At 47.2% G+C, this 14816-nt stretch carries 6 protein-coding genes; 2 read left to right on the forward strand and 4 right to left on the reverse strand.

The window, feature by feature from the left end:
• Positions 1 to 71: 71 nt before the first annotated feature.
• Complete coding sequence (locus tag LKK83_RS18350) at positions 72 to 4535, forward strand: two-partner secretion domain-containing protein (RefSeq protein WP_324632719.1); 4464 nt, start codon at positions 72 to 74, stop codon at positions 4533 to 4535.
• Entirely contained in the window at positions 4487 to 7414 is a 2928-nt protein-coding gene (locus tag LKK83_RS18355) for a CHAT domain-containing protein (RefSeq protein ID WP_324632720.1), read from the forward strand. The genes LKK83_RS18350 and LKK83_RS18355 overlap by 49 nt, the downstream gene beginning before the upstream one ends.
• Before the next feature lie 276 nt (positions 7415 to 7690).
• Here the strand turns inward: LKK83_RS18355 and LKK83_RS18360 are convergent, their stop codons facing one another.
• The 4 genes from LKK83_RS18360 to LKK83_RS18375 all read right to left on the reverse strand — a co-directional run bounded on the left by LKK83_RS18360 (position 7691) and on the right by LKK83_RS18375 (position 14805).
• A complete protein-coding gene (locus LKK83_RS18360) occupies positions 7691 to 8593 on the reverse strand; it encodes a DUF928 domain-containing protein (protein ID WP_324632721.1) in 903 nt (300 codons plus the stop codon).
• Complete coding sequence (locus LKK83_RS18365) at positions 8583 to 11009, reverse strand: CHASE2 domain-containing protein (RefSeq protein ID WP_324632722.1); 2427 nt, start codon at positions 11007 to 11009, stop codon at positions 8583 to 8585. Before LKK83_RS18365 ends, LKK83_RS18360 begins: the two co-directional genes overlap by 11 nt.
• A 252-nt stretch (positions 11010 to 11261) precedes the next feature.
• Positions 11262 to 13562: a CHASE2 domain-containing protein gene (locus LKK83_RS18370; RefSeq protein WP_324632723.1), complete on the reverse strand. Its 2301-nt coding sequence runs from the start codon at positions 13560 to 13562 to the stop codon at positions 11262 to 11264.
• Positions 13563 to 13581: 19 nt separating this feature from the next.
• Positions 13582 to 14805: a DUF1822 family protein gene (locus LKK83_RS18375; protein WP_324632724.1), complete on the reverse strand. Its 1224-nt coding sequence runs from the start codon at positions 14803 to 14805 to the stop codon at positions 13582 to 13584.
• Positions 14806 to 14816: the final 11 nt, after the last annotated feature.

A 14816-nucleotide genomic window follows, 5' to 3' on the forward strand; every position in this document is an offset into this window, starting at 1 on the left:
GCTAAAGCCGCACGTTCGTTTTTCCTCCCCCGGCTAAAGCACGGGGGTTTCCAAACGTATCGGAGGTTATCATGAAAAAGGGTCTGTACCACGTTTGGAGCTTAGGCAGTCTGACTCTGTGCGGGCTAGCCAGTTGGGAGATAGTGTTTGGCGCGATCGCCCAGGGGCAAATTGTCCCTGATGCCACACTGCCAGTCAATTCTACCGTTACCGAAGAGGGCAACACAGTCACGATTGAAGGGGGCACTGCTGCCGGCACAAATCTGTTTCATAGCTTTACAGAATTTTCTGTATTGCAAAATACCAGAGCGCTGTTTAATGCTAGGCCCGAAATCAGCAATATTTTTAGTCGAGTGACGGGAGGTTCGGTCTCCAATATTAATGGGATTATCGAAGCGAACGGCACAGCCAATCTATTTTTATTAAATCCAAATGGCATCATATTTGGCCCAAACGCTCAACTCAATCTCGGTGGCTCGTTTTTCGCCACGTCAGCCAGTAGCATTCAGTTTGCAGATGGCAGCGAATTTAGCGCGATCGCTCCCCAAAATGCTGGGTTATTAACCGTGAGCGTTCCTGTGGGCTTGCAATTCGGCGCAAATCCAGGAGCGATCGCGGTGAGTAGTTTTGAATTACCCCCAGGATTTCCAGAGGCACAACCCCCAGGAGTAGAACCGTCGCCCGGAGTAGAACCACCGCCCGGAGTAGAACCACCGCCCGGAGTAGAACCCCCGCCCGGAGTAGAACCACCGCCCGGAGTAGAACCACCGTCAGGATTCCAACCCCCGCCAGGATTCCAACCCCCGCCAGGAGTAGAACCGCCGTCAGGCGTAGAACCACCGACATCAGGACCTCCTGAAGAAGCACTACTTCCCCAAGGTTTGCAGGTACAACCCGGAAAAAATATAGCGCTTGTGGGTGGCGATGTTATCCTGGAAACGGGAATTATAACGGCACCGCAAGGACGAATTGAATTAGGCGCAGTTGGTGCAAACAGTGCAGTGAAGCTCGTCGAGAGCCAGAATGGTTTTGCCTTAAATTATTCCGGAGTCGAGAATTTCCAAGACATCCAATTAATTGGTAGATCTCTGGTTAATACGAGTGGAATTGGTGGCGGAACGATTCAGGTGCGAGGCAGAGATGTTTTGGTCGCGCAAGGGTCGGGAATTATCTCGAACACTCAAGGCGATCTAGATGGGGGAGGAATTGCGATCGCAGCAGACAATTTAACCGTGCGAGAGGGAGCGATCGTATCTACAGCAACATTTCGCACAGGACGCGCAGGAGATTTGACGGTTACTGCTAGACAGTTACTTGTTGAAGATTTCGGAGAAATTTCAGCTTCTACTTTTAGAAATGGAAATGGTGGAAATGTAGATGTCTTTGCTGAGGATTCTATCCTAGTTAGACGAGATGGTAGTATATTCGCTCAAGCCAATATACCAGAAGAGAATAGGATGTTGACGCTAGGCGATGGGGAGTTGAAGGGTAATGCCGGAGATGTAAGTGTAACAACCAACCTATTGCGACTGGAAGATGGCGGAGTAATATCCACAACTACCTTTACTGGAGGAAATGCTGGAAATTTAACGGTAAATGCTAATGTTATAGAAGCGATCGGCTTTTCAAGTGCAAGTGGAATACCTCAACCCAGCGGCTTATTTGCAGAAACCCAAGGTACTGGCAATGCAGGAAATTTGTCGATTGATACCGGACGATTGATTATCAACCGCGCACAAATCCGAGCCGAAGCCGCCGAAGGTTCGTCTGGTAACGCCGGAAATCTAATTATCAATGCTTCGGAGTTTGTAGAAGCTAGAGGCGTAATCGATTCAACGGAAGAAACGGAAAATGGGGGGGAATTGAGAATCGATACTCCTGACTTTGTAGAATCTAGAGGCTCAATTGATGAAAAGCCTCCCGCTGGTTTATCCGCATCAACGGGAGGCACCGGAAATGGGGGTAACTTAAGAATAAATACTCCAGAATTGCGAGTGTTAGAAGGGGCAACTGTTTCTGCCAGAAGTCGCAAACACAGTATTGGAAGAGCTGGAGATGTTATCATCAATACTGACTTGGTGGAAGTGGGTGGCAGTTCATTGGCTCAACCCAGTACCATCAGGGCAGAAAGTTTAGGTGAGGGCAGTGCAGGAAACCTTGAGATTAATGCACCCAATATCCGCTTAGATAATGGCCGTTTCAATGCCCAAACTGCAGCAGGCAGCGATGCCAATATTAGAATAACGACCAACGATTTGCGGTTACGCAACAATAGCAGCATCACTACAGATGCAACCCAAGGGACTGCCAGTGGCGGCAATATCACAATCGATACCCAAACTTTAGTGGGTTTAGAAGATAGCGATATTCGCGCCAATGCTGTTGAGGGACGCGGTGGGAATATTACACTCGAAACTGAAGGCGATTTTCGATCGGCTGATAGCCAAATTGATGCGAGTTCAGAATTCGGAATTGATGGGGTTGTGGAAATCCGCCGACCGGAAGTTGACCCCACTCAGGGCTTATTTAACCAGGAACCGGATCCGGTGGAAGCAGGAGGCTTAATCGCTCAGGGATGCGATGTGGATGAGGGGCCAAATGCGAGTAGCTGGTTTGTGGATACGAATCTGGGTGGAGTGCCCTATAACCCAGCAGACCCCCTGCCCGCAGAGGCGATTTGGGACGATTTGCGACCGATCGCCGAAAATTCTGGCAGGGAAACCACCCGATCGCCCCAGTCTGCTGTGAATACCGCCGCCCGATCGCCGATTGTGGAAGCAAAGGGGTGGATTCGCGATCGCAAAGGTAATGTGGTTCTCATCGATGACCCGAATGGCGATCGCACCTATCCCGATTGGCGTCCCCGCCGGGGTTGCGATCGAGAGGTTTCATCCCCCCTCAACCCTCGGTCAATCGCCGCCAAACAACTGGAACTAGATATCCCCCAAACCCTAATCGTTAAACGGTTTGAAGTGGCAGGCAACACCGCAATTACCGCCGAAGAATTGGCCGAGGTACTCGCACCGTTTACCGATCGCCCCCTCGCTTTCGAGGAACTGCTGCAAGCGCGATCGGCAATAACCGACCTTTACGTGCAAAAAGGCTACATCACCTCCGGGGCCTACCTTCCCCTGCAAACCATCCGAAATGGAAACGTAGCGGTCCAAGTCGTCGAAGGTCAGTTAGATGACATAGACATCAAAGTGAGAACGCTGCCTCCCTCCGATTCCGGCAACAATAATGGGGAGCAGAGCGATTCCAATGCCAAGGCAGGACTCAATCGCGCCTACGTGCGGTCGCGCTTAGCGCACATCAGCGAAGTACCCTTCCGCCGCGACGACCTAATCGAGGCATTGCGAAAGCTCGAACTCGACCCGGCGATCGCTCGCATCACCGCCGAACTCTCCCACGGCAACACTCCGGGCACCAATGTGCTATTTGTCAACGTGGAAGAAGCACCCCGTTTCGCATCCCAGATTGTGGTGGATAACAATCGCAATCCGGCAGTGGGAAGTTTTCAACAACAAGGACAATTAGGCTATCGCAATCTATTAGGAATTGGCGATAATTTGAGCCTGGGATACGGGCGCAGTGACGGCGGCAATCGCTGGGATATTAACTATACCGTTCCCATCAATGCGAGTAACGGCACCCTTGCCTTCTCCTACAGTCGCGCCAATGGAGAAATTGTTAGTTCGCCATTTCAAGACTTGGATATCGAATCCGATTCCCAAAATTACGAATTAACCTATCGACAACCGTTGATTTATCGGGTGTTGCCGGAAGAAAACAGCAACAATCTAGATATCAAAGAATTTGCTTTAGGTGTTACCCTATCCCGCAGAGAAAGCCAAAGTTCCATATTAGGAGTAGACTTTCCCCTATCTCTGGGCGCAAACGAAGATGGAGAAACCCGGATTAATGCAGTGCGATTTTTTCAGGAATGGACCCACCGCGAAGCGCGACAGGTTTTTGCCGCGCGATCGCAGTTTAGCCTCGGCATTGATGGGTTGGATACCACCGTCAACGAAAGCGAAGCAGATGCTGGATTTTTCGGGTGGCGTGGCGGCGTGCAGTGGTTGCGACTGCTGGGAAGAGAAACTAAACCCGCCCTATTTTCACCCAGAGTTTTACTGCGTTCGGAGGTTCAGCTTGCCTCTCGGTTAGTGTCACTAGAACAAATCGGTTTTGGAGGACAAAATACAGTGCGCGGCTATCGGCAAGACACCTTGCTCACCGATAGCGGCGCATTTGCTTCCGCAGAGTTGTGGGTTCCCGTTTTGCCATTGGAACAGCATCAAGCAGTGGTGAATTTGATTCCATTTGTGGATGTGGGAACTGGATGGAATAGCGGCGATCGCGAGAATCCCGAAACCAACTTTTTAGCGTCTGTGGGATTGGGATTGGGATTGCAATGGAGCGACAGATTAAGTGCTAGAATAGATTGGGGCATACCGTTAGTTGATATTGATTCGGGGGAAAGCACGTGGCAAGAAAATGGGATTCATTTTTCTATCAGGTTCAACGGATTTTAAAGCGCGGGATGCGAGTGGTGGGTTTGGGAATCGCAGCAGCGATCGCCACCATCAGTCTGCAACTGTTACCGGGAAAAGCTGAAAGAATCCCTCACCCTGGACGGGTGGGGCTACAGGAACAAACCCCGCCTACCCAGGCTGAAACAGCGGGCGATCGCCGCCAGTTTGTGGCGCAAAATTTAGGCGAAAATCCGCTCGAATTGTACAAACAGGGAAGATTTACCGATGCGATCGCCCTGTGGCAGGAACAGTTAGCAGAAGGTGACGACAGCGATCGCGCCTTAGTGCTGAACTATCTGTCATTAGCCTATCAGCAACTTGGCAAATGGGAACAAGCCCAGAGTGCGATCGAACAGAGTCAATCGCTACTAAATGCCCGGGAAGACTCTAATCTCAAATCGCAGCAAATTTTAGCGCGGGTGTTCAGTACCAAAGCGCGTTTATTGCTGGCGCGAGGAGACGCGGAAACTGCGCTACCCCTGTGGCAAAAAGCGGAAGAGATTTATGCCGAATTGGGAGATGAAAAAGGAGCGATCGGTAGCAAAATCAACCAAGCGCAAGCCATGCAAAATTTAGGGCTTTATCGGCGAGCTTTGCAAACTTTATATCGACTAGGGGAACAGATAGAACAACAAATCGATCCAAAGCTACAAGCAACTAGCTATCTTAGCTTAGGCACAACCCTTTATCAAATAGGGGATCTGGATAAATCTAAAGAGTATTTAGAGCGTAGTTGTGAGCTTGCAAAAGAGGATTATCCGAGCATCAGAGTCTCTGCTTTGTTAAGCTTAGGTAATACCAAAAAAGGTTTAGGAAAACGGCGGCGGGAAGAATTGAGTTTTACTCAGGTTGAAGATATTTTTAAGGGTAGAGATAATACTGATTACCTAGGTTTTTACGAAGATTTATTAAACTCATATCGACAAACGGCAATCGAATCGAAGTCTTCGCCCAGGATTCAAGTCCAGACAAGACTCAATGAGTTTAGCTTCTTGGTAGAGACACATCAGTGGTGGGCTGAACAAGCTCAAATGTGGGAAGAGAATTTACCACCGTTTGTGAAAAATGGCAATTCTAGAATGCAGGAATTATGGCCTAAAATTAAACAAGCCTTGCGCGAGCTACCCCCCACGCAAACGGCAGTTCATGCCAGAATTAATTTAGCACAGAATGCGATCGCTTTCAATAAGACGCAGGGAGCGGCAGTTTATTCCCAGTCAGAAATTGCAGAGCTATTGGAGACAGCGAACCAACAGGCAAAAAGCTTAGGCGATATGCGATCGCAAGCTTATGCTTTGGGTTATTTGGGTAAACTGTATTCTGAACAACCAACCCAAAACTTAGAACGAGGGACAAGCTTTACCCAAAAAGCCTTAGAAATAGCGGAGCGGATAGATGCGCCTGACTTAATTTATCAATGGCAAGCGCAGGAAGGGCGAATCTTAAAAGCGCAAGCAGAACGTGGAGATTCGGCAAAGCGTCAGCAGGCGATCGATAAATACACTCAAGCTGTTGATAGCCTCCAGAAAGTCCGTAAAGGATTGCTAGGTATCGATTTTCAACTCATCGATAGCCTGTCTTCCAACCAAAGTGTGAATGCTAATCTTCAGTTTGACTTTCAGGAGCAGGTCGAACCCATCTATCGGGAATTAGTGGATTTGCTTTTGCAGCGATCGGCAGAAGAAACAACCGCTTCCCAGAATAATCTCCAACAAGCACTCACAGTTATTGAATTGCTTCAAGTGGCTGAACTTGAAAACTTTTTGAACTGTCAATTAGAAGGCTCGGAATCTCTTTCTGACGCCCAATCATTGCAGCAAGCTCAGCAGGTTGTCGTGGATAATTTGGCAAAAATCCATAATGAAGACCCGAATGCAGTCATTCTTTATCCCGTTGTATTAAAAAATCGTGTAGAAGTGATACTTTCTTTGGCGGGTGAAGATTTGGAACACGATTCAAATCCTACATTGAGAATCAATTTCACTCATACAATTAATCGGCTAGAATTTAATTTAAAAAAACGAGAAGACAATGTATATGAAATAAAAGAAGATGCACAATCTATTTATGACTTAATAATTGCTCCAATAAAAAATAAGCTGCAGACAAACAACACCTTAGTCTTTCGACTAGATAGCCTGTTGAGAAATATTCCCATGTCAGTTATTTTTGATGGAAAAAACTATTTGTTTCAGAATTATAACATAGCTATAATCCCCCGATTAGAGTGGCGAGATTCTCAAGTTTTGGAAACCCCACAGGTTTTAGCGGGTGGACTGAGCGAACCCCCCGAAGAATTTAACGTCGATAAACTACCTTATGTAGACAACGAACTTAACCAGATTAAAAACATACTACCGACTAAAACTTCAACTTTGCGCGATGGAAGTTTTACTAGCACAAACCTCAAAAATAAAATTGACTTGCCTCCTCGTTTTCCTTTGATTCACCTAGCAACTCATGGTCAGTTCAGTTCCAAACCGGATCGAACATATATTCTGGCTTTTGACAATCGTATTACTATTAATATGCTAGAAAGCTTTCTGAGGACTCGACAACAAGATCCAATTGAACTACTTGTCTTGAGTGCCTGCGAGACAGCTACAGGAGATGGAAAAGCTGCTTTAGGACTTGCTGGAGTAGCTGTGCAAGAAGGCGTGCGTAGTACAATCGGTTCTCTCTGGTTAGTGAACGATCGAGCCACCGCAGATTTAATGGGTAGATTTTATGAAGAATTAATTCAAAAAGGCGAATCCAGAGCTAAAGCATTGAGGGAAGCTCAAAGATATCTTTTGGACAAAAAAACAGAAATTAGTAAACCTTACTACTGGGCACCCTTTGTTTTGGTAGGTAATTGGTTAAATATTTCTCTTCAATAGTCTATTAAACTGCTATTGGATTTTGGAATTAAGGGGCGGATTTCCTGTCTGGTATTACTTACGATGCTTGGGATTAAATACCGCCCCGTTATACCGTTTTCGATAACGATTTTAGAGTCAGTTACCTCCGGCTCCGAGTCAGAGACGCGATTTATCGCGTCTCTACAAGAGGAGGAGTCAGAAAGTCGGAAGCATCTCCAACATTATTTTTGACAAAAGGTATGACAAAAGCGCACTGCTGCGTCCAAACTACTGATGGAGAATGTGCATTGAATCTTATTCTTCCTCTAAGATAACGGGATCGACAAACTGTGCTGAGGTAAGTTTTTCGCGAATTTTTAGTTTCATTTCTTCTGGGTTGTCTTGTGCCTCTATATTGATATCTGACAGAACGTCTTCCATTGCCTCTATATTGATATCTGACAGAACGTCTTCCATGAGCTTATTCCATTGGCTAGTCACCTCATTGTTTTTCATATCCCGAGCGCGCAGTTCAGCTAGAAGGGTCAAGGTATCCTGCCAAATTTCCTCCTCAAAATACAGATTGACTCGTTCTAACTCGGTTTCCGCTAAGTTCAAACTCCGGTCGAGTTCGGGCCGTTCTACTCGTTGCAACCACCCAGAAACCCGCTCGGGTTCAATTCCAGACGAGGAAGAATCACAATTAATATCAAGATACAAGTTCCACTTGTAGTTCTTATCCAATTCTAGCGGTTGCCCGTTTTTCAGGCGAGATGGCAGTTGGATCCTCAGCAGACCAGGAGTTCCAACTATTTGAATATTTCTGGTTTTGTAGACAGGTACATTTTCTGAATCGCTCAGTCTGAACTCGACGGATTTTATATTTTCGGGCTTGTAAGGAACGTAAAAGAATAGAGAAGGAGACTCTTTAGTTGTTTGACTCCAGACTTGGTTCGGTTCTGGTTCTTGGAAAGTAGGTGCTAAGGCAATGAGAGGTATTTCTATTCCACATTCTTGAGTAGTCCGCCGAATGCCTCCACCTACGGTGTTACCCGGCGTCCCATTGTCTGGTGGTGGTGGAAACCTCGAGATAATTATGGGTGGCATTTCGAATGGAATAGGATACGACTGTACTTGAGCAAAACTACTGACACCAACCAGTGCTATAATCGCACTGGAAAGTTGAATCGGCCACCAGACAGATTTTTTACGAACCATGATTGTCACTCCCTAAATATTTACCTAGAAACAAAACTTTTGCACTCTTTTGTCCTCTGAATTGAGAATTAATGTAACCTTCCAAAATTACACCTGTTGCCACTAAAGAGAGTGCGGATGGAACCAGTGGCAAACACCCTGCCATTGTTGAGAAAACGAACGAACATACTCCATATAATACTCCAATTGTCACAATAATACCCAATCGCTGTTGTAGGGGAGAGCGATAGTACCGAATTAGTAGACCTGCCACAAAAGACCAGAAAACAATCCACACAACGTCTCCCCAAAGAGGCCAAAACCAGGGCAAATGCCTTTTCTTTAGTACAGTATCTATTATCTGGCTTGCCATCTGTGCGTGAACAACTACTCCTGACATTTTCTGTGTAGATCGATTACCGAAAGGAGTAGCCAATTTCTCTCTATCCATCACCCCAATTAGAACGATGCGATTTTGAATTTTGTCAGGATCGATATTACCTTTTACCACTTGCTTCAACGGTATTTCATAGGCGAATTGTTTTCGGTTTCGGTAATTGCTTAAAACTTGATGGCCACTGTCATCTATTTTGTAGTAAAAACCCTTTCCTTTCTCCAGTTTAAAAACTACGTCACCAATCATCAAATTACCTTCGCTAGTTTCACCTATCTTCAACAAGCCTTCCTCTGTTTTTAGATGACCGAACATCGAGCCTTCTTCTGTCTCTAAATATTTCTCTAAATAGGTCAGAGCAAGGTAAGCACTTAATGAGTAACTTACGGGACATTTAGACTGGTTTTCTTCTCGTGCCGTTCTTGCTAACAAAAGACGACGAACAAATCCATCGTTGTCTTCAATAATGTTGTTGAATGCTACATAATTTTCGTGATTAGCAGGATGAGGTGGGTGACCATGTGTAATCTTTTTATTTGTTGAATCCTCGTATTGGCAAATGCCAACTATCAGTTCTTTATTTTTATGGAATTGTGCGGTCAGTGCCTCACTGCCAGGAGGCTGGTCTTCAGGTCGTAAAATATCCAAACCGATCGCTAAAGGTTGATGCTGTATTAAGTTCTCCAATGCTTGTGCCAGTGTTTTATCTGTCACGGGAAAATCATCCTCGTCAGTTATTGTAACTATCGAAAACCGATCGTCTGGCCCTTCATCGGGTCGCATCCGCATTAAATGGTCAAATGCCGCCAACTCTAACGGTTGCAATAACCCCATAAAGCGCGCCACCATCACCAAAGTGGTACACAAAAGACTGGCAAATGCGACTTCTCGCAAGGCGACGGGTCGGTGCAAGTCGGCCCAGGTGGGGGGTCGGGTGGCGGGATTCATGCAGGTCACTGGCAACCACTCCACGCCGGGAAGTCGATCGCGCCAATCATCCGCGAGTCGCTCCCGCGCTTTGCGGACTGCCACATACAAGGGTTCGCCTTTTTGGGCGTATTCTATCAGTACGTATTCCAAAAAGGTCTGGGCGAATTCGTTGGGGACTTTTTCCCGCATCGCGATCGCGATCGGCAAATGAAACTCGCTCACCACCTGACGTGCAAATCCCAATCCCAAACAAGAATTTAATATAGCAATCTTTAACCCATTGCCGATCGCTTCTTTCAGGTCGGATTTCATGCGCTCGGGAGTCACCCACTCTTCGCCATTCAGCCGAATTTTTTCCTCCCTATCTTCACTGTTCCCATGTCCGCTAAAAAACAAAATATCCCATTGTTTCTCCCGCAGGCGATCGCGAAATTGTTTCACTCCCGGTTCTTTCATCGGTTGCGGTTCCGCCCCCACCGATCGCAATCCCTTTATCGTTTTCTCGTCTTTATCCAAATTAATCCCGCTGCTATCCCCAAATACCGCTAAAATATTCACATCTTTTCGGCGGCGCGTGGCTAGAGGTTCCTCTATTCCCCGAAATTCTGACGGACTAAAACAGACTTCCCCTCGGTGGTAATTCTCAAATAAGTTCCACTCCGACCAGGGAAACTTCCATAAATTCAAATCCTCGGTTTGAATCAAAACTCGAATATTATCTTGTGGATTTAAGTGAATTTGCACCTTATCCAAAACCTTGCGGAATTCGCGACTTTCCAACCATTCTTTAAAATTGGCTTTCAATCGGTTCGCTGCTGCCTGACATTCTCTCCTGCATTCCGATCGCGATCGCTGCGAAATTTCCGTGGGCAGCTTCACCGCCGAGTTGCGTTTTCTCAATCCCCGAAAGCTTTGTTGATGCAAATTGCATAACTGTTCGTAGCGTTCTTTCCACGCCAAATAGTCCCGATAAATCTCGATCGCCGGCGGTAATTGACCGATGACGCCTCCCTCAATACTGGTGGGCTTGCCATCTTCCCGGATATCCACCAACTCGACTGCGTAACCGCTTTCGAGTTCGCCTTCTACTGCTAGTTTTACGACTTTTACCATAACGGTTTCACTCTACCTTTAGCTGCACTGCGATTGGGTTAGTTTGGCTAGGGCGAGCGGGATGCCCCCCCTATTGCCCTCAGAAACTATCAGCGACTATCGAACAAGGCGTCCGCCAGACAATTGAGAACCTGACAAAATCAATATATTTTTCATTTTACTCCTCCTCACTTAAAAAGTAAATCTTTTTTTTGAACTTTTATCATTTTTTTACAAACCACAGGAGGTGGTTGTCAAACATGACCCCTGCGATTAGGGAAGCCCCTGAAAGTTGATGGAGACCGCCCAGCGTTCGGGCACACTAGACGCGGCGATCGCGCTGGCGCTGGTGGTGACTAAGGCGATCGCGGCAGGAACCAAGGGCAAACAGACCCCTCGAGCCATCGCGCTCACGAAACAGGCACCAAACAGCAAAGCGATCGCCATAATTACCCCCAAATAACGCTCCCTATTTTTCCGGCACTGCCAGACGATCGCGCCGCCGACCCCGGACCACAACCCCACCCACACCACATCTCCCCATAAAGGTAAAAACCACAGTAACGGGCGATCGTCGAGTACCGCACTCACCACTTGACTCACCATCTGCGCGTGCAACACCACCGTGGGAATTTGTTGATTGCGCCCAAAACCATACGGTGTCGAAAAAGTATTCCCCACACTAGGGGCAGTATAACCAATCAGCACGATCCGATTTGCGATCGCATCCGATTGGATTTCATCATTTAAAATCTCAGTCAAGCTAACTTGAGGTGCAACTTGCTCCCGATTGCGGTAATTGAGCAATAGCTGTTCTCCTTTAGTATCGAGGCGCGCGTAAAATCCACGCCGATTGGCCAAGCGCGGCCCAAGCTTTTTACCCCACTGCCCGCCGTCCACCGCAAAGGGAGAATCGATTTCCCGATCCTGGAAGTATTGGTGAGCGAGTTTGGTGCTAAATGCCTGCGATATAGAACATTCTCTACCCGGGTTTTCCAGGCTCACCAGATGACGGCGCACGATTCCATCCGCATCCACAACAATCTTGCTAAATCCCACCCGATTCTTGAGACTGCGCGGTGGAGGAGAAATCGCGATGCTGTCTGGGTCGTCGCGATCGCCGGGTTGGCAAATCGTCACCAGGCGATCGTTGCGATGCAAGTGAGTGGAGAATTCGGGATAACCCGGGTTCTGGGGACGATTGCGAAACAAATCCAATCCCACAGCGGTGGGTTTATATTCCATCAGTTTATCGAGTACCTGAGTCAAGGTGCGATCGCTGACGGGATATTCCCCCGAGTTTTGGATATCTCGTTCCGTAATCGCCACCACTAACAGGCGGTTATCCGGTTCTTCTGGCGGTCGCATCCGCATCATGCTATCAAAAGCCGCCAGTTCCCACCCTTGCAGCATGCCTAGCATTCTAGCGCACATCACCAACACCGTACAAACCATACTTGCCACCGCCACTTGTTTAGGGGTAACTCCTCCATACAATTGCCTCCATGACGGTAATTTTTTAGTGGGATTCTGAAAAACGCTCAGCAACCAATCAACATTCGGGAGTTTTTCGCGCCATTCATCCGCGAGTCGGTCGCGCGCTTTCCGAATTGCCACATACAACGAGTGCTTTCGCATGGCATATTCCACCATAAAATAGTGAAAAAACTCGCGTATAAATTCTTCGGGAACGGGATAGCGCACTGCAATTGCGGTTGACATCTGATGCTCTACGACTAACTGCCTCCCTACCTCTATACCATTTTTCCCATTCACGATCGCCAACTTCAATCCATTATCAACGGCAGTTTTTAAACTATTGTGAAAAGAGGCTAAATTCACCGTTTGCCACTCCAGGGTTTCCCCCTCGGATTCGCCACTTTTGTCAATCAACAAAATATCCCACGACCCATCCCACAGGCGATCGCGCACTTGTCTCGGGAACGGGTCTTGGAGATATTCCGTTTCAGCATCCACCCTGTCCCACCGAGTCTCATCCTGAAAATCCGCCAGTTTTTCTGGTGAGTTAGGCGCGCTAACAACAGCTAAAATACTGACAGCATTTTTGCCATTTTTCCCCACCGATGTTTCTTGGCCTCTAAACTCCGTAAAGCTCCATCCCACTTCCGCATAGCGATAATCTTCAAAAAAATCCCACGTATTCCAAGGCAAATCTGACAATCGCTCGTCATCGCTTTTAATCAAAAACCGGATGTAGTCTTTCTTGCTTAAATTTGTCCTCAAACTATTTTCGATTTTGTGAAAACCGCCAAAGTCCAACCACTGGTTAAAACTCTCCTTGACGGTTTCAGCCGCTTCTTGGCAAGCGATGACACTCTTACCCGAGGAGGATGCGACTGGTTTGTTTAATACCCGCACCAACTCATCGAGTTTTTCGTATTTGTCCCACCAATCTCGATAATCTTGAAACAGGGAATAAGCATGAGGCAAATTTCCCGTCACCCCCTCTGCCAAGGTGCGTCCCTGTTCTCCTTCTTCCTTAATTTCCACCAATTCAACATCATAGCCAAACTGGGAATCGTATTCGAGTAATAGCTTTACCACTTTTTCCATCCTTTTTTCTCCCCCGAATTTAACCCTCGAACGAATAAATTGCAGCCACTTCTCCCAAGGCGACCTCGAGGGTAAACTGGGTTCCAGGTTCGGCGCAAAATGGTTCGGCGAAATGAATGCCTTCGCTTTCCTCACTGGCTATCACCCTCTCGAAAATTTCTCCCTCATCATCGATGACCATTAATTGGATACCTTCGGGCAGATAATCTCCATCATCCCTATCGGAAACTGGACGCAGTTGCGGTAGAATCCAAGTCATTCCATTCGGCTCTTTTTCTAGAGTTATAATCAGCGCTACTTCATATGTTCGCGAGGGGGTTGCCAACTCAATTCGTTTGACAACGCGAGATTCTTCGACGCTCTCGCTTGTCATCAAACGCCATCCATAATTGACAGAATTGTTGGGGAAGATATCCTCATAAAGTTGCCATCCTGCCGCTTGCAATTCGGCGATCGCCTGGGCCGTCATCTGTGCCCAGTAATTGATGTTAAGTAAAGGTTGCCATTCTCCTACCCGTCGCAGAAATAGTTCGTTTTGCCATTCTGGATTGCCCAGCAATGCGCCCCATTGTGCGAATGGCACTTCAAGACGAGGAGAATAGGATGTGGGTTCTCCCAGTTGCTCTAATAAATGGCGAACGCGATCGCGGTTCAATTCAGGTAAATCACTCACTTGCGGTTTCCCTTCGGGGCACACTTCCCGCCCCACCCACAGCACATTCATGCTTTCCCACAACGCTTCGCGGTTCAGGGAATAATAACGCTGAATTGAATGATACTCCCCTTGTTGGATTTGGTTATAGGTGGCAAATCCCCAAAAGCGCATCCAGCAGCGATCGTCTTCTAATTTCATCTGGACAGCTAGATAGTAATCCCCAACCCAGTTGGGAATATCCACCCATTCTTGAGGAACGCAAAGGGTTTCTATATCGGTGCTTTCACTGGGAATTAAGACCAATCGATGTTCCCCAACTGCGATCGAAGAACCGTTGGTAAATTCCCAACTTCGCGGTAATTCACCCTCGGTGGGAAAGGTTAACCCTGCATCGGGTAAATCCGGTTGCTGGTTTATCCACTCGATGAATCCATGCAAGCACAGATAATTCACGTAAGCATTCCAACGGGAGGCATCATTGGAATAATGCTGCACTCGCCGCCATGCTGCTGCTTGCGTTTCCGGGTTTAATTCTATCCACAGGTGTTTGGTATTGACGGTCATTACAGAGGATAATGTATAGTACATTCTGCCACTCC

This window comes from Phormidium sp. CCY1219 (genome assembly GCF_035615515.1).
Lineage (GTDB): Bacteria > Cyanobacteriota > Cyanobacteriia > Cyanobacteriales > Laspinemataceae > CCY1219.